Source organism: Micrococcus lylae NBRC 15355 (genome assembly GCF_001570885.1).
GTDB lineage: Bacteria > Actinomycetota > Actinomycetes > Actinomycetales > Micrococcaceae > Micrococcus > Micrococcus lylae.
Window position 1 is genome coordinate 37,541 of the sequence record NZ_BCSN01000013.1, and the last position, 19,314, is coordinate 56,854.

Sequence of the window (19,314 nt, forward strand, 5' to 3'; positions counted from 1 at the left end):
GTAGACTCCAGGACTGTGAACTCCGCGCCCGACCCTCACGACTCCCTGCATGCGGTGACGACCGCCCTGCGGGACTTCGGGGAGAGCGCGGACCGGATGGTGGACCTGGCCGGACGCGCCGTCGGCCTCTACCGCACAGACCTGCGCGCCCTGAGCATCCTCATGCGCCGCGCCTCTGCCGGTCTGGAGACCAGCGCCTCGGACCTCGGCGGCCACCTGCGCCTCACCAAGCCCGCGACGACCGCTGTGGTGGACCGGCTCGTCGAGTCCGGCCACGCCACCCGCGCACGTTCCCAGCAGGACCGCCGCCGCGTGCTGGTCCACCACACCGACTCCGCCGTCCGCGACGGCATGGCGGCCTTCGCCCCCATGGGCGGCGCGCTGCGCGCCGCCCTCGCGGACTTCACCGACGAGGAGCTGCGGACGGCCCTGCAGGTCATCCGCACCGCGACCGCCTCGCTCACCGAGCTCGAGTCGACCCTCCCCGCACAGGACTCCGCCGCGGAGCCCCGGGAAGACGCCCGAGAGGCTTCGTGAACGTGAGCAGGTCGCCTGCCTCGGACGGCCGCGCCGCCCCGTCCCACGGCCCCGTCCTGGTCGGCGTGGACGGCCGCTCCGGCTCCGGGAAGACCACCCTCGCGGCCGCACTCGTCGACCGGCTCTCGCCGTTCGCCGAGGTCCGCCTGCTCGCCCTCGAGCAGATGTACCCCGGCTGGGACGGCCTGGCGGCCGTCACCGACGACGACGGGCCCTACGTGGCTGCGCTGCGTCGCCTGGCGGCGGGGGCGCCTGCCGACGTGCCCACCTGGGACTGGCACGAGGGCCGACCCGGCCCACGGCGGACCGTGGCGCCCGCCGACGTGGTGGTCTGCGAGGGGGTCGGCGCGCTCTGCCGCGGCGCCCGCAGCCTGCTGACCCTCGGCGTCTGGGTGGATGCCGACGACGCCGACCGGCGCACCCTCGCCCTCGCCCGCGACGGCGAGGTCTATGCCCCGCACTGGAACCGCTGGGCGGCGCAGGAGGAGCGTTACCTGACGGACCACTCCCCCGCGCACGCCGCCGGCCTGCGGGTGCGCCTGCACTGAGCCGAGACCAGCCCTGGACGGGATCTGATCTGGGACGATGTGGGCGAAGTCACCTGATGCGCCACCTCATTAGCGGAGCACAGCGCTCCGCTTACGAATATAGTGGGAGCGGCGACCTGTCCGCCGCCTCGCGCCTGACACACGTCTCGTCACGGAAGGCCTCCCCTCCTCATGGCAAAGCTCCTGTACCGCCTCGGCATCGCCTCGGCGCGGCGCCCGTTCGTCGCGATCGTCGCCTGGCTCGTGGCCCTCGCCCTCGCCGTCGGCTCCTTCCTCGCCTTCGGCGGCACCCTGTCCTCCGCCGTGGACATCCCGAACACGCGCACAGCGCAGCTGACGGACCGCCTCGAGCGCGAGTTCCCGGACGCGGCGAAGGGCTCGGGCAGCGTCGTCTTCGCCACCGAGGACGGCTCTGCGTTCACCCGGTCCCAGCGCCAGGAGATCGCCAAGCTGATGAAGGAGGTCGAGGGCGTCGACGTCGTGGACGAGACGCAGAACCCGTTCGCCCTCCAGAAGGAGCTGGACGACGCGAAGACCCAGGTCACCGACGGCAGGCAGGAGCTGGAGAAGGGCGAGAAGCGGGTCTCCGACGGCAAGGAGCAGATCGCCGACGGCAAGACCCAGCTGGCCGAGGGCGAGAAGCAGATCGAGGACAACCAGGCCCAGCTCGACGACGCGAAGACCCAGCTCGACGAGGCCGAGCCGCAGATCACCTCCGGCAAGGCCGAGCTGGACGCCGCCAAGGATCAGCTGGACGCCGGCAAGGCCGAGCTCGACGCCGCCAAGGAGCAGCTGGACGCCGGCCGTGCCGAGCTCGACTCCTCCAAGCAGCAGCTCGACGCCGGCCAGGCCGAGCTGGACTCCAAGGCGCAGGAGCTCGAGCAGGGCGAACAGCAGCTGGAGGCCGGGCAGGCCGAGCTCGATGCCGGGCAGGCCGAGCTCGAGAAGTCCACGCCGCAGCTGGACGCTGCGAAGGCCGAGCTCGACTCCTCGAAGCAGCAGCTCGACGCCGGCCAGGCCCAGCTGGACGCCGCCAAGGAACAGGCGATCGCCCAGGGCATGACCGAGAAGCAGGCCGAGCAGCAGTTCGCTGACCAGCAGGCCGAGCTGGACGCCGGCCGGCAGCAGTACGAGCAGGGCCTCGCCCGGTGGGAGGCCGGCCAGGCCGAGTACGAGCAGGGTGCCCGGCGCATCGAGGCCGGCCGCGCCGAGCTCGAGCAGTCCCGCACCCAGCTCGAGCAGGGCAGCGCCCAGCTGGAGCAGGGCCGTGCCGAGCTCGAGGCCGGCCGCCAGCAGTACGAGCAGGGCGAGGCCGAGTGGCAGGCCGGCAAGGCCGAGTACGACCGTGGTCTGGCCGAGTGGCAGGCCGGCAAGGCCGAGTACGACCGCGGTCTGGCCGAGTGGCAGGCCGGCAAGGCCGAGTACGACTCCGGCCGCGCCCAGTGGCAGCAGGGGCAGGAGCAGCTCGACGCCGGCAAGGCCGAGCTCAAGTCCAAGAAGGAGCAGCTCGCCCAGGCCGAGCAGGACCTCGCCGAGGGCGAGCGCCGGATCGAACAGAACCGCCCGCAGCTCGAGCGCGGCGAACGCACCCTCGCCCTCACCGAGGACTTCCGTGCGGTCTCCGAGAAGGGCGACGTGGCCATGGGCCGCGTGGTCTTCGGCATGCCGACCATGGACCTGGAGACCGAGCAGAAGGAGGAGGTCACCTCCCTGCTGACCGACGCGGACATCGAGGGCGTGGACATCTACCCGGACCAGCAGCTCAACGCGTCCGTTCCGCAGGTGATGGGCCCGGCCGAGGTGGTCGGCCTGATCGTCGCCGCCATCGTGCTGGTGATCATGCTCGGCACGCTGGCCGCGGCCGGCCTGCCCCTGCTCAACGCCCTGATCGGCGTGGGTGTGGGCGTCGCCGGCGCCCTGGCCTTCTCCGGCGTCGTGGAGATGATGTCCGTGACCCCGGTGCTGGGCATCATGCTCGGTCTTGCCGTGGGCATCGACTACGCGCTGTTCATCGTCAACCGCCACCGGCAGCAGCTGAAGGCCGGCATGCCCGTGCACGAGTCCATCGGCCTGGCCAACGGCACCTCCGGCAACGCGGTGGTGTTCGCGGGCCTGACCGTGATCATCGCCCTGGCCGCGCTGAACGTCACCGGCATCCCGTTCCTGGGCCTGATGGGCACGGTGGCTGCGGCCTGCGTGGCGATCGCCGTGCTGGTCGCCGTGACCCTGACCCCGGCTCTGCTGGCCCTGATCGGGCCGAAGGCGCTGAACAAGAAGGAGCGCGCCCGTGTGGAGGCCGGGGAGCTGCAGCCGCTGCACGGTGACAAGCCGACCCGCGGCGGGGCCGAGCGCACCCGGATGTCCACCGGATCCGCGGTCGTGACCTCGCTCGCGGCGATCGTGGCCCTGGTGGTGATCGCCCTTCCGTTCGGCTCCATGCGCCTGGGCCTGCCCGACGGCGGCTCCGAGCCGCTCGGTTCCAGCTCCGAGCGCGCCTACACGCTCACCGGCGAGGCCTTCGGCGACGGCTACAACGGCCCGCTCGTGGTGACCGCGGACCTGCCGAAGGGGCTGTCCGGGGACGAGGCAACAGACCTGCAGCTCACGGTCGCCGAGCAGGTGGCGCAGATGGACCACGTGAAGGCGGCGGTGCCCGCGGCCCTGAACGGGGACCGCTCGCTGGCCATGATCCAGGTCATCCCGGAGGAGGGTCCGAACGCGATCTCCACCGAGGAGCTCGTGCAGACCCTGCGCTCCACCGAGGCGGCGGGCGAGGCCACCGGCCTCGACGTGGCCGGCGTGACCAGCGGATTCATCGACGTCTCTGCGAAGCTCTCCGAGGCCCTGCCGCTGTACCTCACCCTGGTGGTGGGCCTGTCCCTGGTCATCATGGTGCTGGTGTTCCGGTCCCTGCTGGTCCCGCTGATCGCCACCGGCGGCTTCATCCTCTCGGTGTTCGCCGCGATGGGCGCGGTCGTGGCCATCTACCAGTGGGGCTGGCTCAGCTCGATCTTCGGCGTGCACTCCCCGGGCCCGGTGCTCAGCTTCCTGCCGACCATCATGATCGGCGTGCTGTTCGGCCTGGCCATGGACTACCAGCTGTTCATCGCCTCCGGCATGCGCGAGGCCTACGCCCACGGCAAGCCCGCCCGCGAGGCCGTGCTCTCCGGTCTGCGCGCCGGCCGCTCCGTGGTGATCGCCGCCGCGATCATCATGGTCTCGGTGTTCGGCGGCTTCATCTTCGCCCACGACGCGATGATCCGCCCGATCGGCTTCGGCCTCACCGTGGGCGTGCTCTTCGACGCCTTCGTGGTGCGCCTGCTGCTGATGCCGGCGGTCATGCACCTGCTGGGACCGGCGGCCTGGTGGCTGCCGGGCTGGCTGGACCGCATCCTGCCGGACGTGGACGTCGAGGGCGCCAAGCTCGAGGGCGACCACGAGGCCCCGGCCGGGGACCGCACGGTCACCGGTGAGATCCCGCAGGTCCAGACCCCGCCCACGCACTGATCCTCCCGCCGCCGCCCGGCCCCGCAACAGGCCGCCGGGCACGCGGCACCGACCGACGCCGTCGGACACGTCGCCGCCTGGCCCGGGCACTACCCTGGGGGCCATGAGCACCGTGTCCGGCGGCGTCGCCGCCTCCCGTGAAGTCCTCGTCCTGCTGCGTCCCTCCGGGGTCGCCGGGCTCGTCCCCGAGCTCGCGGACCCCTCGGCCCCGCACCTCACCGTGAAGGACCAGGGCGTGTCCCGCGGCGACGGCCTGTTCGAGACCGCCCTCGCGGTCCCGGGCGATCACGGTGCGCTGACTGTCCGCAAGCTCGGCGCGCACCTGGGCCGCCTGGGAGGCTCCGCGGAGATCCTCGACCTGCCGGTGCCCTCCCCCGCCCAGTGGCGCCAGGCGATCGACATGGGCCTCGCGGAGTTCGCCCGCTCCTGCCCCGGCACCGCCGCCACCGTGAAGCTCACCGTGACCCGCGGCCCGGAGACGGCCGCAGGCCTCGCCCCGCAGCCCACCGCCTGGGTGCTGCTCACCGCCACGGCCCTGCCGGACCCGTCAGTGCGTCCGGCCGGCCTGCGCGTGCTCCTGCTGAACCGCGGCCTGGACTCCCGGGTGGCCGACAAGGCCCCGTGGCTGCTTGCCGGCGCCAAGACGCTGTCCTACGCGGTGAACATGGCCGCCCTGCGTCACGCCAAGGCCAACGGCGCGGACGACGTCCTGTTCGTGTCCTCGGACGGCCAGCTCCTCGAGGGGCCGACGTCCACAGCGCTGCTCGTCCGCCGCAACGCCGAGGGCCGCCGCGAGCTCGTCACCCCGCTGCGTCAGCAGGGCATCCTCGCCGGCACCTCCCAGGCCGTGGTGTTCGCCGCCGCCGAGAGGGAGGGCTGGCCGCTGGGCTACGGACCGCTGACTCCGGCCGACCTGGAGGGCATCGAGGGCCTGTGGCTGGCCTCCTCCGTGCGCGGGGTGGCCCCGGTGCTCAGCGTGGACGGTGAGCCGCTCCCTGTGGACGACGAGCTGACCGACCGGCTGAACGCGTGGCTCCGCGAGGACCGGGACCCGGGCGCGCACGCCGTCACCGTGGACTGAGCGGCGTCCGCCGGAGCCCTGCGGCCCGCCGCCGCCGACGGGGCGCGTCGCGTGCCGTGCCTGCGCGTGGGCCCCGCCGGTAGGCTGGGGCGCAGACATCCGCCGAACCGACCGTTCCGGCCCCTCGCCCCGAAGGAGAACCCCCTCCATGAACACCGTCCTGCAGAAGCTCCTCGCCACCGGCATCACCATCGCCGGAGGCATGGTCGGCTCGCAGCTGGTCACGACCGGCTGGCGCCTCGCCACCGGCCACGAAGCCCCGCGCGACGCCACCGACGACGAGCTGCCCCTGGTGGAGGCCCTGTCCTTCGCCTTCATCTCGGCCGGCATCTCGGCCCTGATCAAGGTCGCCGGCCAGCGCGGCGCCGGCACCGCCATGCGCCGCTTCGAGGCGAAGACCGCCAAGAGCATCGACAACGAGGTCTGACCCTCACCGAGCCGCTCCTCGGCTCCCGCAGGGAGCCGGAGTGCTCCCACCCGCTGCACGATGACGGCGCGGCACCCGGTCAGGGTGCCGCGCCGTCGTCGTGGTGTCAGGAGGCGGCGGAGGACGTCAGCGGGTCCCGCCGTCCTTCCGGCTCACCGGGGTGTCGACAGGCTTCGGGGCGGAGCCGTCCGGGGAGACCACCGGCTGGGGCGCGGTGTCCGCGGGATGCTCGCTGTGCCGTCCCCGACGGACGACGTCGGCGAGCTCGTCCCGGTCCAGCAGGTCGCGCTTGACGTGACGGGTGCGGTAGCCGGCACGTGCCACCAGATGGGCGGCCACGGGCGCGGTGATCATCTGCAGCAGCCACGCGAAGAACAGGATGGGCAGCCAGACCCACGACCGCCACACGACGGCCAGGCCGGCGAGCATGAGCAGCAGGCCGAGGACCTGGGGCTTGGCGGCGGCGTGGATGCGGGTGAGCAGGTCCGGGAGCACCGTCAGGCCCACGCCGGCCACGAGCGAGAGGGACGCACCGAGGATCAGCAGCACGGCGGCGACCGTGTCCCAGAGCAGTGCAGTGTCAGCCACGGGACTCCTCCTTCACAGCCGAGGGCGTGCGCGGCGCGTGGTCCGCGGTGGAGGGGTCCGGGCGCATCTGCGCGCCGGCCTCCTGGGTGTGGTCCGGACGGTTGTCCTCCACGAAGCGGGCCAGGGTCACCGAGCCCACGAATCCGACCATCGAGGCGAGCACGACCAGCACGATGGTGTTGGTGTGCCGGTTGACGGCCATCTCCAGGACCAGGGCGCCGGAGAGGACCACGAGCAGCACGTCGGACCCGATGGCCCGGTCCAGCAGGGAGGGGCCACGGACGATGCGGAAGATCGCGCCGACCGCGCCGACCGCCAGCAGCAGGCCGGCCACGACGGCGGCGACGAACAGGGGCGTGCTCATCGGCGCTCTGCCTCCTCGGCGTCGGCGAAGGGACGGTGGATGTGCGGCGGATGACGGCGGTACTCGTCCATGTCCTCGTACGGCGGGGCACTGTCCGGGTACCGGCGCACCAGCTCGAGGTCCGCGGCGGAGCCGACGGCCCGGATGATGCGGGCCTCCACGCGCAGGGCGTTGCGCCGGATGCGGTCGACACGTTCCTCGCCGGCGGCGTCCAGGCAGTGCAGGTACAGGGTGGCGGTGGCGCGGTCCACGTCCGGGACGATCGAGCCGGGCACGAGGGCCAGAGCGTGGCTGGTCAGGGTGACGATCAGGTCGTCGTGGCTGCGCAGGCGGACCTCCACGACGGAGTGCCGGGAGCTGCGGGGCCGGAGGAGGACCACCATGGAGACGGCGATGGACGCCGCCACCACGTCCTTGAGGAAGGTCAGCGTGAACACCAGGATCCCCCAGGGATGGAAGCGCCCGGGGAACTGCACCGGCGGCAGCGGCAGCAGCCGCTTCAGCAGCAGGGCGAACAGCAGGCCCACGAGCATGACCCCCGGGGTGAAGTCCTGCCACAGGGCGCACCAGAGCAGGACCATGACGACCACCACCGGCCACTGCGTGAGCTGGGCGCGCAGACCGGTGGGGCGGGTCCGTGCGGTCGTGTCAGCGTCCGTCATGGCCCTCCTCCGTCGGGTCGTCCGCCAGGTCCTCCGCGGCCTCCTCGGCGGCGGCCTCCCCCAGCACGGCGGTGATGTACGGGGTGCGGTCCATCATGTCCTGGGCCGCCTGGTCCGAAAGGTCGTAGAGCGGGCCGGCGAAGACGGTGAACGCCACGCTCAGCGCGACCAGGCCGGCGGTCGGCAGGACCAGGCCCATGCTCAGCGGCTTGGGTCGGCGGCCAGAGGCCTTGGCCCGTTGGTAGGCGGAGACCAGCTGCGCCGGCGGGTGCTCGACGTCGTCGATGCGGCGCCAGAAGGCACGCGCCCAGGCGCGGACCACCACGAGCAGCGTCAAGAGGGACACGATCACGGAGACCGCGACGAGCACCCAGGCCAGCGGGGTGGCCTGCTCGACGCCGCCCGCCAGCAGGCCGATCTTGCCGAAGAAGCCGGAGAACGGCGGGATGCCGGCGAGGTTCATGGCGGGGATGAAGAACAGGACCGCCACCAGGGGCGAGACGAAGGCCAGCGAGCCGAGCCGGTCGATGTTCGCCGTGCCCGCCCGGTTCTCGATGAGGCCGGTGACCAGGAACATGCCGGTCTGCACGGTGATGTGGTGGGCCACGTAGAACACCGTGGCCGCCAGGCCGAGCTCGGAGGCCAGGCCCAGGCCGAAGATCATGTAGCCGATGTGCGAGACGAGCGTGAAGGACAGGATTCGCTTCAGGTCCGACTGGGCGAGGGCGCCCAGGATGCCCACCACCATGGTCAGCGCCGCCACGACCATCAGGAGTGTGTTGACGTGCTCTCCCGGGAACAGCAGCGTCTCGGTCCGGATCAGCGCGTAGACGCCGACCTTCGTCAGCAGGCCCGCGAAGACCGCGGTGACGGGGGCGGGGGCGGTCGGGTAGGAGTCAGGCAGCCAGAAGGACAGCGGGAACACCGCCGCCTTGATCGCGAAGCCCACGAGCAGCATCACGTGCAGGACCATCTGGACGTCCGTGGGCAGGTCGCCGAGCTTGCCTGCCAGGTCCGCCATGTTCACGGTGCCGGTGGCCGCGTAGATCATGGCGATCGCCACGAGGAACACCATGGAGGAGATCACGGACACCACCACATAGGTGATGCCGGCGCGGATGCGCTGGCCGGTGCCGCCCAGGGTGAGCAGCACATAGGAGGCGGTCAGCAGGATCTCGAAGCCCACGTAGAGGTTGAAGAGGTCACCGGCGAGGAAGGCGTTGGACACGCCCGCCACGAGGATCAGGTAGGTGGGGTGGAAGATCGAGACGGGCCCGCCCTCGTCTTCGTCCACCACGCCCTGCGCAGTGGCGTAGAGCAGCACCGCAAGGGTGATGAACGAGGAGATCACGAGCATCAGCGCGGACAGGCGGTCCACGACAAGGGAGATGCCGATCGGGGGGAGCCAGCCGCCGATGTTCACCGCGGCGGCACCCGTCTCCCAGACGACGGCCAGCAGGCCGACGTTGAGCACGAGCGTCAGAGCGAGGGTCAGGATCGTGAGGGTGATCTGCGCGCGCGGACGGCGCACGAGCGTGAAGGTCAGAGCCGCGCCGAGCACGGGCAGCAGGACGGCCAGCGGGGCCAGGTCCGTCAGCGGAGTCGAGCCGAGCATGATCACGGGCGCTCACGCTCCTCACGGGCGGTGCCGGCCGGGCGGGACCCGCCGGTGACTGTGTGGTCCGCGGACGTGTCCCGGGACCTGCCTGCGGGGTGGCCGCGGCGGGCGGACACCTCGCGGACGGCCTTGCGCTCCTCGGAGGTGTGCTCGTAGTCCGCGTTGGGATCGCAGGAGTCGTCCAGGAACTCTGAGGTCTCCTCCTCGAGCTCGGAGTCCTCCTCCGCGTCGAAGGCCTCCTGGGAGGCCACCTTGACGTCCTCGGGGTCCACGGCCACGACGTCCTCGCGGCTGAGCAGCCAGGAGCGGTAGATCATGGCGACCAGGAACGCGGTGACGGCGAAGCCGATGACGATGGCGGTCAGCATGAGCGCCTGCGGCAGCGGGTCGGAGTAGGTCGTGGGGTCCTTGCCCTCGATGCGGATCGGGGCGTCGCCGGACCGGCCCCCGGTGATCAGCAGCAGCATGATCGTGGCGTTGGTGATCAGCATGATCCCGAACAGGATGCGGGTCAGGGTGCGCTCGAGCAGCATGTAGATGCCACCGGCGTACATCACGCCCATGGCGACCAGCAGGGCGAGGTCGATGCTCATCATCGTCCGGCCTCCTCGGCGGTCGTCGGGGCGGTGGTCGGGGTGCCGTTGCCGGCGGGGCCCTGCACAGGGGGGCGGCTGCGACCGGCCACGGCACCGGAGGCGCCGGCGCGGTGGTGGCGGCGCCGCCGGTGCATCCGGGCCTTCTCGCGAGCCATGCGGGCCTCGTCGCCGCGACGGTCGATCTCGGAGCCCAGGGAGCGGAGCACGTCCAGGACGAGGCCGATCACCACGAGGTACACGCCGATGTCGAACACGGTGGCGGTGACGAGCTTGACGTCCCCGAGCAGGAACAGGTCGTGGAACTCGACGTGCGCGGACTGCAGGACCTGCCCGCCGAAGAACAGCGGGAACAGGCCGGTCAGGGAGGCCAGGGCCAGGCCCGCGCCGAGGAGTACACCCGAGGGGACCCGGATCGCGTTCTGCAGCTCGTAGCGGCCACCGGCAAGGTAGCGCAGGGTGAGCGCCAGGCCGGCCAGCAGGCCGCCGGCGAAGCCGCCGCCGGGGGTGTTGTGCCCGGCCAGGAGCAGGTACAGGGAGAACAGCACCATCGGGTGGAACATCAGTCGGGTGATGACCTCGAACACGATGGACCGGCGCTCCGGAGCCAGGGTGCGGCCTCCCTCGAGCCAGAAGGAGGAGTCGTTCACCGCGAAGCGGCGCACGGTGGAGAGCACGGCGGTGCCCATGGCGGACTCGGAGGTGATGCGGCCGACCGAGCCGGTCTTCACGTCGGCGAGGGCACGGCCACGACGGTCGCGGTGCTGGAGGAACACCAGGGAGACCACGCCGGTGGCGGCCGCCGCCAGCACCGTGATCTCGCCCCAGGTGTCCCAGGCACGGATGTCCACGAGGGTCACGTTGACCACGTTGCTTCCGTAGCCGTCCGCGTAGGCCAGCTCCGGCATGTCCACGGAGATCGGGGCGGCGGTGCGGGCGGCCAGCGCGGTCGCGGCCACCCACATCATCACCAGGGCGAAGGACACGGCGATCAACACCGGGGGCCAGCGGCGGCCGTGGCCCGAGGCGCGCCGGTCCCAGCTGGCCGGCAGGGAGCGCAGGCCGAGCACGAGGGTGACGAGGACGATCGTCTCCACGAGCACCTGGGTGATGGCGAGGTCCGGGGCGCCGCGGAAGGCGAAGATGGCGGCGGCGCCGTAGCCGGTGATGGCCACCAGCAGCGCGGCCATGAAGCGCCGGTGCGCCTTCACGGCGGCCACGGTGCCGACCACGATGGCCAGGACGACGAAGGCCTGCGCCGCGTCCTCGGCCACGACGATCTCCGCCTGCCTCCAGAGGGTCGCCAGAGGCCTCTCATGGCCGCCCGCGGGGAAGACCATGAAGTACAGCGGCAGCCCCAGGGCCACGGTGAGGATGATGCCCAGGTAGGTGCTCAGCGAGCCGGTCTGCGTGCGGCCGGTGACCCACACGGCGAGCGCGTCCAGCTGGTAGATGATCCGCTGGTAGACCTTGGACGCGTCCCAGGGGAACTGGACATGCTCCTGGGCCTGCTCCACGCGGGTGCGCTGCCACGCCAGCAGCAGGCCGAGCCCGATGATCGCGGCGGACAGCGCGAGGATCGGCGTCAGTCCGTGCCAGAGGGCGAGGTGGGCCGGCTCCTCGGCGCCGTCGAGCGGGTCCAGGGCACCGGTGTGGGCGGTGATGACCTTCTCGATCGGCCCCGGCACGAACGCCATCGCCACGCAGAGTGCGGTGAGCACCATGGACGGGCCGATCTCCAGGGCGGTGACCGAGGTGCGGAACGCGGTGGCAGGCACGGGGCGGAGCGTGCCGGCGTCGTCCTTCTCGTGCTTGGTGGCGAAGGCACCCCAGAGGAAGCGGCAGGTGTAGGCCACGGTGAGCACGGAGCCGAGCGAGAGGACCACGAGGGGCATCCAGGCCCACACGGTCCCGTGGTGCTCGGCGGTGTGCTGGGCCGCTTCCAGCACGGACTCCTTGGCCACGAAGCCGAACAGCGGGGGCAGACCGGCCATGGAGGCGGCGGCCACGGCGCTCATGCCGGCCAGCACCGGGTGGCCGCGGCCGATCCCGGAGAGCGTCCGGACGTCACGGGTGCCGGTCTCATGGTCGATGATGCCGACCACCATGAACAGCGGCGCCTTGAACAGGGTGTGGGCGATCAGCATCGCCAGGCCGGCCATGGCGGCGTCCCTGGTGCCGAAGCCGTTGGCGACCATCAGGAAGCCGAGCTGGGAGACGGTGCCGTAGGCCAGGACGAGCTTGATGTCCGTCTGACGCAGGGCCCGGTAGCCGCCGACCAGCAGGGTGGCCAGGCCGACGCCGGTCACGAGCACCTGCCAGCTCATCAGACCGGCGTATGCCGGCGCGAGGCGCGCGACGAGGAAGACGCCGGCCTTCACCATCGCCGCGGCGTGCAGGTAGGCGGAGACCGGGGTGGGCGCGGCCATCGCCGCCGGCAGCCAGAAGTGGAACGGGATCTGCGCGGACTTGGTCAGCGCGCCGATGAGCACGAGCGCCACCGCCCATTCGGCGTAGCCGCGCAGGGCCGGGTCCGCCAGAAGCTCCGGGGCCGCGGCGAGCACACCGGAGACCTTCCAGGAGCCGGCCTGGACGCCGAGCATCAGCAGGCCGACGAGCATGGCCAGGCCGCCGAAGGTGGTGACGATCAGCGCCTGGATGGCGGAGCGACGGGCGAAGATGCGCTGCCCTGCGTAGCCGATGAGCAGGAAGGACAGGACCGAGGTGATCTCCCAGAAGGTGTAGAGCACCATCAGGTCGTCCGTGGTGACCAGGCCGAACATCGCTCCGGCGAAGGCCAGCAGCTGGCCGCCGAACACGGCGTCCTTCGCCTCGTGCTCCCGGAAGTAGCGGGCGCAGTAGGCCAGTACGAGCGCGCCGACGCCCAGCACGATCAGGGACATGAAGGCGGAGAGCGCGTCCATGCGGAAGCTGAGGGAGATGTCCAGGAACGGAACCCAGGGAATCTCCCGGACGAGGCCGTCCGCCTGCGCCGGGGCGTCCGCTCCCGCGTCGATCGCCGACTGGAGCGCGAAGACGTCCGGCATGCGCGTCAGCAGCCAGACGAAACCGGCGGCCGGGACGGCGGCGAGGACATAGAACCCCTCACGTCCGGTGAAGCGGAAGATCCAGGGCGCCACCATGGCGACCGCAAACAGGGCGATCAGGGTGACGAGCATGGGGTCCCTTCGGCATCAGCGGGCGAGGGTACCGTCCATACTACCGGCGCGGTTCCACCTCTTTGACCGGACGGCGGGGGGTGTTCACACTGAGCAACAAGACTCCGCCGGCCAGGATGACCAGCACGATGGTCGGGATGATCCAGCGCTGGTCGCCGGTGATCGCCAGGGCCACAGAGGACAGAGCCGGGGTGATGAAGCCGACCGCACGGCCGGTGGTGGCGTAGAGGCCGAACAGCTCGCCCGCGGTCTGCGGGGTGGTGAGCCGGCCGAGGAACGCGCGGGAGGCCGACTGCACCGGCCCCACGAACAGGCAGAGGATCAGACCTCCGATCCAGAACGCGCGCGGCCCCTCGGAGAAGAACAGGCCCACGGCGGTGGCGCACATGGCCGCGATCGAGCCGAGGATCACTGCGCGCGGACCGAACCGGTCATCCAGCCAGCCGCCGGCGAAGGCGCCCGCGGCGGCCACCACGTTCGCCACGATCGCGAAGACGATCACGTCGCCGTCGGCGATCCCGAAGACCGTGGTGCCGAGGGCCCCGCCGTAGAGGAAGACCGCGCCGACGCCGTCGCGGAAGACGGCGGAGGCGATGAGGAACTTCAGGGTGTTGCGGTCCTCCCGCCACAGGCGGCACAGACGCTCCCAGAGCGCCCGGTAGGAGCCCAGCACGGTCTCGGCCGGCGCGCCGGTGCCCTCCTGTTGGGCCGCCGTCGGGCTGGGCACGGCGAACAGGACCGGGAGGGAGAAGACCAGGAACCAGACGGCGGCCACCACGGCCACGGCGCGGATGTTGAGGGACTGCTCGTGCGGGATGCCGAACCAGGCGGCGTCGCCGGAGACGAAGCCGACGTAGACGATGAGCAGCAGCACGATGCCGCCGAGGTAGCCGGCGCCCCAGCCGATGCCGGAGATCCGTCCGACGGTCTGCGGGGTGGAGATCTGTACGAGGATCGCGTTGATCTGCACCTCGGCGAATTCGAAGAAGACAGTGCCGATGCTCAGCAGCACCACGCCGAGCAGCAGGTGCTGCTCGTGCGGGGCCACGAAGAAGCTCAGGCCCGTCACCGCGATCACCACCGCCGTGTTCAGTGCCAGCCACAGCTTGCGGCGCCCGCCCTGGTCCGCGCGGCGGCCCAGCACCGGCGCGGTGAGCGCCACGACGATCCCGGCCACCGCCATGCCGGCGGAGAGCCACTCGGTGCCGCGGGCGTCCACCCCGAAGGCCTCGGAGGACAGGTAGGTGCCGAAGACGAAGGTGACCATCACCGCGTTGAACGAGGCCGAGCCCCAGTCCCACGCGGCCCAGGCGGCCACCTGGCGCTTGCTCACCGCGGCCACGGTCTCAGCCCTCGATGACGGTGCGGTGGAAGTTCAGGTGCGCGCGCGAGGCCGTCGGGCCGCGCTGGCCCTGGTAGCGGTTGAGGTACGGGCCGGAGCCGTACGGGTGCTCGGCCGCCGAGGAGAGCCGGAAGAAGCAGAGCTGGCCGACCTTCATGCCCGGCCACAGCTTGATCGGCAGCGTCGCGGTGTTGGACAGCTCCAGGGTCACGTGGCCGGAGAAGCCCGGGTCGATGAAGCCGGCGGTCGAATGCGTCAGCAGGCCGAGCCGGCCGAGGGAGGACTTGCCCTCCAGGCGTGCGGCGATGTCGTCCGGGAGGGTGACCTTCTCGTAGGTGGCGCCGAGGACGAACTCGCCCGGGTGCAGCACGAAGGCCTCCTCCGGGTCCACCTCCACGAGGCGGGTCAGCTCCGGCTGCTCCACCGAGGGGTCGATGTGTGCGTACCGGTGGTTGTCGAAGAGCCGGAAGAAGCGGTCCAGGCGCACGTCGATGGACGCAGGCTGGACGAACGCCGGGTCGTAGGGCTCGAGGGCCACGCGGCCGGCGTCGATCTCGGCACGGAAGTCACGGTCGGAGAGCAGCACGGGTTCACCGTAGCGCAGGAACAGCGCGGATGTGATCCCCATCATGGGACGTGCCCGGGCAGAGGCGCACCGGCCGACCGGCCGCGCGGTGTACAGTGGGGTGGCGTCTGCGGGCGTAGCTCAATGGTAGAGCGCTTGCTTCCCAAGCAAGATACGCGGGTTCGATTCCCGTCGCCCGCTCTCCGAACCGTTCGGCCCCGGAACCCCACGTGGGTCCGGGGCCGAACGCATGTCCGCCCCTGACGTCGAGGAGGTCCCCGTGGCCGAGGTGCTCTCCGGATTCACCGTCATCTGGGTGATCATCGGCGTCGGATTCCTCACCGGCCGCACCGGCGTGCTGGGCGCCGAGGGGCGGACGGTGCTGTCCCGCACCTCGTTCTTCATCGGCTCCCCCGCGCTGCTGTTCACGACCCTGTCCCAGGCGGACGTGACCGCGGTGCTGGGGCCGCAGCTGTGGGTGGCCGCCGCCTCGGCGCTGGTGTGTGCCGCGGTGTTCATGCTCGTGGCGCGGTTCGTGCTGCCGTCCCGGACGGGCTCGGAGCGGGTGATCGCGGCCTTGGGCTCGTCCATGGTGAACTCGGCGAACCTGGGCCTGCCGATCGCCGCCTACGTCCTGGGGGACGCCGCCCTGGCCGCCCCGGTGATCCTCTTCCAGCTGGCGATCTACACGCCGCTGTACATCACCGTCCTGGAGGCCGCGCTGGCCGCGGAGTCCCGCCGTTCCGCGCTTGCCGACGACGGCCGCTCACCGTCCGCACGCCGCTCCCCCTCCGCCTACGGGCGGTTCCGCCGGGTGGTGAGCCAGCTGGGGCAGACCGCGCGCAACCCGATGATCATCGGCTCGGCCCTCGGCCTGCTCTTCTCCGCCACCGGCTGGTCCCTGCCGGCACCGCTGTGGGACTCGGTGGAACTGATCGGCGGGTTGTCCATCCCCGCGATGCTCATCGCGTTCGGCATGTCCCTGGCCGACTCCCGGCCGCTGCGGAAGACGGACGGCCGCATCGGGGACGCCGTGCTGGCCTCGGCCATGAAGCTGGTGGCGCATCCGGTGATCGCGTGGCTGATCGGCGCGTTCGCGGTGGGCCTGGGCAGCCGGGAGCTGATGATCGCGGTGGTGCTGGCGTCCCTGCCCACCGCCCAGAACGTGTTCGTGGCGGCCGTGCGCTACGAGACCGGCGTGGTGGTCGCGAAGGACACCGTCCTGGTGACCACGGTGCTGGCGATCCCGGCCATGATGGTCGTCGCCCTGCTCTTCGCCTGAGGCCGGCCCCGGTGGGCATGCTGCACCGCGCCCCACACCGCGTGCTGAACCGCGTCCTGAACCGCGGCTTGGGGGCAGGACACGGGGTTCAGATGCGATCTCAACACCGTGTCTGCCCCTCACTTTCCTGGGACGGCCGCGGAGAACGCCCTCGGCGCCTCACGCGAGCCGGCTCCGGTCAGCGGGCCCCGTGCTGGACCAGTGCGGAGGCGTGGGCCTCGATGGCCTTCCAGTCGCGGAAGTCGCCGTACTCACCCTTGGCCAGCTTGATCTTCAGCTTGTCCAGGAAGCCGAGGCGCTCCTCGGTGACCGCGCCGCGGAAGTACTCCACCGACCGCGGGCGGTAGGCCTCCAGCTGGATGCGCAGCGCGTCGTCCAGCTGGGGAGATCCGCCGGAGACGACGATGTTCAACGGCTTGTCGGCCAACTCCGCGCGGCGCGAGTCCAGGAAGCGCTTGGCGTCGGCGGCCAGCTTGCCGGCATACACCGGGGCGCAGACCACGACGGCATATGCGGTGTCCAGCCACGCCGCGGCGCCGGCGACGTCCTCGACGACGGTCTCCACGGCCTGCTTGGTGCGCAGGACCTGAGCCATGCGCTCGGCGATCTCCCGGGTGGACCCGTGCGAGGACGAGGTGACGAAGAGAGTGGTCATGGGTTCAGGAAGCCTTCGGTGTCAGGGGGCGTTTCTCCGGCGGCCCTGCGCGCAGGACTCGGCCTTCCCGCTCAGTGTATCCCGCGCAGGTCCAGGTCCAGGCGGGTTTCCGCCCCCTCCGGCGCGGCCTCGGCCGCATGGACGGTCACCGGGATGCCCCAGTCCTGCTGATACAGGTGGCAGGCGGCATGGTCCGGGATCGGCTGCCCCTTCTCCCCGTCGCAGGCGGCGGCGCGGGCCGTGATGTGCAGGACGCCTTCGGCCACGTCCGGGTTCAGACGCAGCGTGCGGGTCAGACCGGTGGAGGTGCCGGCGCCGTCCAGCAGCAGCTCCTCCGGGGAGGAGGACACCTTCAGCTGAGTGGGATCGCCCCAGCGATCGTCGAGCTTCTGCCCGGACGGGGCCTCGAAGCCGACGGCCAGGCCGAACTCGCCGGCCACCACGGGGGTGCGCGGGCGCTGGGTCTGGCGGGCGCCCTCGTCCACGGTGAGGTACTCGTCCGGCACGGCGATCCGCTCCAGGCGGTGGGCGTTGGTCTCCACCACCACGATCGACGCCGCCTTGCCCTCGGCGTCCACCTCCACGAGCACATCGGAGGGCTCGGCCAGGCCGCGGGCCACGGTGGACAGCGCCGCCTCGGTCTCGCGCCCGGCGGCATCGGTCCCAGCCGGGGCGAACCGTCGGACGGCGCCGTTGTAGGTGTCCGCGACCAGCACGGAGCCGTCCGGCAGCGCGGTCACGCCGAGCGGGTGCTGCAGGCGCGCCTGCTCCGCCGGGCCGTCCACGTAGCCGAAGTCGAACAGGCCGGTGCCCACCGCCGTGGACACGGTCCGCTCCCCCGTCCCGCCGGTGACCGTGCGCAGCGCGGAGGTCTCGGAGTCGGCCGCCCAGAGGGTGCCGGCGGCGTCCACGGCCAGGCCGGAGGTCTGGGCGAACCAGGAGCGCTCGGCCGGGCCGTCGGTCAGTCCCTCCAGGCCGGTGCCGGCGAACAGGGACAGCTCGTCGGCCACCGGGTCGTAGGCGTGCAGCTGATGGGTGCCCGCCATCGCGATCACCACGTGGCCGGCCGCCTCGTCCCACACCACGTCCCACGGGGAGGAGAGGGACACCCCGGTCGGCTTGCCCTCCAGCGGGCCCAGCACGACGACGGCGCCCTCCTCGTCCGCGGGCACCGCGCCCTGCTCCTGGGCCGGGTCGGCCGACTCGGCGGCCTTCGCCGCCGCCGCGACGCGCTCGCCGTCGATGAGGGCCTGCACGCCGTTGCCGGCGAGCGTCCGGACCTCGCCGGTGGCCAGGCTGAGGCCGCGGAGGCGGTGGTTCACGGTGTCGGCCACGACCACGTCGTAGCCGACCTGCGCGGCCACCTCGGCCGGCAGCAGGGCCAGGCCGTTGGGCTCGTTGAACAGTGCCTGCTCCGGGCCGCCGTCGGCGTGGCCGCGGGTGGCGGGGGTCGGGAAGGCCAGGTGCGCGGCCTCGTCAGGGGCGTCGGCGGGGTCGCCGCCGCCGATGGCGCGGATCGGGGTGCTGAGGTCCGCGTCCAGCTCGACGAGGCGGTGGTGGCCGGTGTCCGCCACGAGGAAGGTGCCGGGGCGGGAGCCGCGGTCGGCCAGGGAGATCGCCTTGCCCGGGAAGCGCAGGTCGCGGGCGACCGGCTCCGGGGCGACATAGGGGCCGTCCCCGCGGTGCAGGGTGCCCTTGGCCTCGTGCTCGGCGACGAGCTCGGCCACCAGGGAGCGCAGGCCGGCCACGTGGCCCTCGCCGGAGAGGTGGGCGGCGATGTACCCCTCCGGGTCGACCACCACGAGGGTCGGCCAGGCGCGGGCCGAGTACGCCTGCCAGGTGGTCAGCTCCGGGTCGTCCAGCACCGGGTGGGCGATCTCGTAGCGCTCCACGGCGGCGGCCAGGGCGTCCGGGTCGGCCTCGTGCTCGAACTTCGGGGAGTGCACGCCGACCGTCACGAGGACGTCGTGGTACTCCTCCTCCAGCGGGCGCAGCTCGTCCAGCACGTGCAGGCAGTTGATGCAGCAGAACGTCCAGAAGTCGAGGATCGTGATCTTGCCGCGCAGGTCCTCGAGCGTGAGCTCCTTGCCGCCGGTGTTCAGCCAGCCGCGGCCGACGAGCTCGGAGGCGCGGACGCGGGGGCCGGGACGAGAGATGCCAGTCATGCCCCCATTGTCCCGCGCGCTCGGGCCCGAGCCGCAAGTTCGCGGACACATTCGGGCGGCCGGGCCCCCGCCACAGCACGGCGGGAGCCGACGGGACGCCGATCCGTCCCTCGGCCGGCCGGCTCAGCCGGCGCGCTCGGTCCGCCGGCTCAGTCCGCCCCTCGGCCGGCCGGCTCAGCCCGCGCGCTCGGCGGCGGCCAC

Annotated in this window: 16 protein-coding genes and 1 tRNA gene; 7 read left to right on the forward strand and 10 right to left on the reverse strand. The window is 72.1% G+C overall.

Features of this window, described 5'->3' with window-relative positions; genetic code table 11:
- Positions 1–15: 15 nt before the first annotated feature.
- The 5 genes from MLY01S_RS04305 (at position 16) to MLY01S_RS04325 (ending at position 6,100) form a co-directional block, all read left to right on the forward strand.
- Positions 16–537: a MarR family winged helix-turn-helix transcriptional regulator gene (locus MLY01S_RS04305; RefSeq protein ID WP_245232135.1), complete on the forward strand. Its 522-nt coding sequence runs from the start codon at positions 16–18 to the stop codon at positions 535–537.
- Between the two features lie 2 nt (positions 538–539).
- Entirely contained in the window at positions 540–1,085 is a 546-nt protein-coding gene (locus MLY01S_RS04310) for a nucleoside/nucleotide kinase family protein (protein ID WP_067189669.1), read from the forward strand.
- Positions 1,086–1,256: 171 nt separating this feature from the next.
- Positions 1,257–4,592, forward strand: coding sequence for an MMPL family transporter (locus tag MLY01S_RS04315; protein ID WP_067189637.1), 3,336 nt, complete (start codon positions 1,257–1,259; stop codon positions 4,590–4,592).
- A gap of 103 nt (positions 4,593–4,695) precedes the next feature.
- Positions 4,696–5,673 (forward strand): aminotransferase class IV, encoded by a 978-nt coding sequence (locus tag MLY01S_RS04320; RefSeq protein ID WP_082739680.1) that lies wholly within the window; start codon positions 4,696–4,698, stop codon positions 5,671–5,673.
- Between the two features lie 148 nt (positions 5,674–5,821).
- Entirely contained in the window at positions 5,822–6,100 is a 279-nt protein-coding gene (locus MLY01S_RS04325) for a DUF4235 domain-containing protein (protein WP_067189639.1), read from the forward strand.
- A 126-nt stretch (positions 6,101–6,226) separates the two neighbouring features.
- Here the strand turns inward: MLY01S_RS04325 and mnhG are convergent, their stop codons facing one another.
- From mnhG to dcd, 8 genes are read right to left on the reverse strand one after another with little or no spacing between them, the layout of a single operon-like run.
- Positions 6,227–6,688, reverse strand: a complete 462-nt coding sequence (mnhG, locus tag MLY01S_RS04330) for a monovalent cation/H(+) antiporter subunit G (protein ID WP_082739682.1) — start codon at positions 6,686–6,688, stop codon at positions 6,227–6,229.
- Positions 6,681–7,052 carry an MrpF/PhaF family protein gene (locus MLY01S_RS04335; protein WP_067189641.1) on the reverse strand — a complete coding sequence of 124 codons (372 nt, stop codon included), beginning with the start codon at positions 7,050–7,052 and terminating at the stop codon, positions 6,681–6,683. The genes mnhG and MLY01S_RS04335 overlap by 8 nt, the downstream gene beginning before the upstream one ends.
- The gene (locus MLY01S_RS04340) at positions 7,049–7,714 is read right to left on the reverse strand and encodes a Na+/H+ antiporter subunit E (protein ID WP_067189643.1); all 666 of its coding nucleotides are present in this window, start codon (positions 7,712–7,714) and stop codon (positions 7,049–7,051) included. Before MLY01S_RS04340 ends, MLY01S_RS04335 begins: the two co-directional genes overlap by 4 nt.
- Entirely contained in the window at positions 7,701–9,329 is a 1,629-nt protein-coding gene (locus MLY01S_RS04345; protein ID WP_174520635.1) for a Na+/H+ antiporter subunit D, read from the reverse strand. Before MLY01S_RS04345 ends, MLY01S_RS04340 begins: the two co-directional genes overlap by 14 nt.
- Before the next feature lie 2 nt (positions 9,330–9,331).
- On the reverse strand, positions 9,332–9,928 hold the full coding sequence (locus MLY01S_RS04350) for a Na(+)/H(+) antiporter subunit C (RefSeq protein WP_067189645.1): 597 nt from the start codon (positions 9,926–9,928) through the stop codon (positions 9,332–9,334).
- On the reverse strand, positions 9,925–13,104 hold the full coding sequence (locus tag MLY01S_RS04355) for a Na+/H+ antiporter subunit A (RefSeq protein WP_067189647.1): 3,180 nt from the start codon (positions 13,102–13,104) through the stop codon (positions 9,925–9,927). Before MLY01S_RS04355 ends, MLY01S_RS04350 begins: the two co-directional genes overlap by 4 nt.
- A 40-nt stretch (positions 13,105–13,144) precedes the next feature.
- Positions 13,145–14,446 carry an MFS transporter gene (locus MLY01S_RS04360; protein ID WP_067189649.1) on the reverse strand — a complete coding sequence of 434 codons (1,302 nt, stop codon included), beginning with the start codon at positions 14,444–14,446 and terminating at the stop codon, positions 13,145–13,147.
- 4 nt (positions 14,447–14,450) lie between these two features.
- Positions 14,451–15,032, reverse strand: coding sequence for a dCTP deaminase (gene dcd / locus MLY01S_RS04365; RefSeq protein ID WP_067189675.1), 582 nt, complete (start codon positions 15,030–15,032; stop codon positions 14,451–14,453).
- Positions 15,033–15,141: 109 nt separating this feature from the next.
- Between dcd and MLY01S_RS04370 the strand changes: the two genes are divergently transcribed.
- Together MLY01S_RS04370 and MLY01S_RS04375 are read left to right on the forward strand one after the other, a co-directional pair.
- Positions 15,142–15,212: transfer RNA gene (locus MLY01S_RS04370), tRNA-Gly, on the forward strand.
- A gap of 79 nt (positions 15,213–15,291) precedes the next feature.
- A complete protein-coding gene (locus tag MLY01S_RS04375; RefSeq protein WP_067189677.1) occupies positions 15,292–16,293 on the forward strand; it encodes an AEC family transporter in 1,002 nt (333 codons plus the stop codon).
- Positions 16,294–16,471: 178 nt separating this feature from the next.
- On the opposite strand, the gene MLY01S_RS04380 is transcribed toward MLY01S_RS04375, so the two are convergent.
- Positions 16,472–16,948 carry a flavodoxin domain-containing protein gene (locus MLY01S_RS04380; RefSeq protein WP_067189651.1) on the reverse strand — a complete coding sequence of 159 codons (477 nt, stop codon included), beginning with the start codon at positions 16,946–16,948 and terminating at the stop codon, positions 16,472–16,474.
- 71 nt (positions 16,949–17,019) lie between these two features.
- Entirely contained in the window at positions 17,020–19,113 is a 2,094-nt protein-coding gene (locus MLY01S_RS04385; RefSeq protein ID WP_067189653.1) for an NHL domain-containing thioredoxin family protein, read from the reverse strand.
- Positions 19,114–19,314 lie beyond the last annotated feature (201 nt).

Coding starts and splice junctions, on each gene's coding strand:
- MLY01S_RS04315 (WP_067189637.1), top strand. CDS start 1,257: ATGGCAAAGCTCCTGTACCGCCTCGGCATCGCCTCGGCGCGGCGCCCG.
- MLY01S_RS04380 (WP_067189651.1), bottom strand. CDS start 16,948: ATGACCACTCTCTTCGTCACCTCGTCCTCGCACGGGTCCACCCGGGAG.
- MLY01S_RS04385 (WP_067189653.1), bottom strand. CDS start 19,113: ATGACTGGCATCTCTCGTCCCGGCCCCCGCGTCCGCGCCTCCGAGCTC.
- MLY01S_RS04320 (WP_082739680.1), top strand. CDS start 4,696: ATGAGCACCGTGTCCGGCGGCGTCGCCGCCTCCCGTGAAGTCCTCGTC.
- MLY01S_RS04345 (WP_174520635.1), bottom strand. CDS start 9,329: ATGCTCGGCTCGACTCCGCTGACGGACCTGGCCCCGCTGGCCGTCCTG.
- MLY01S_RS04340 (WP_067189643.1), bottom strand. CDS start 7,714: ATGACGGACGCTGACACGACCGCACGGACCCGCCCCACCGGTCTGCGC.
- MLY01S_RS04355 (WP_067189647.1), bottom strand. CDS start 13,104: ATGCTCGTCACCCTGATCGCCCTGTTTGCGGTCGCCATGGTGGCGCCC.
- MLY01S_RS04325 (WP_067189639.1), top strand. CDS start 5,822: ATGAACACCGTCCTGCAGAAGCTCCTCGCCACCGGCATCACCATCGCC.
- MLY01S_RS04350 (WP_067189645.1), bottom strand. CDS start 9,928: ATGATGAGCATCGACCTCGCCCTGCTGGTCGCCATGGGCGTGATGTAC.
- MLY01S_RS04335 (WP_067189641.1), bottom strand. CDS start 7,052: ATGAGCACGCCCCTGTTCGTCGCCGCCGTCGTGGCCGGCCTGCTGCTG.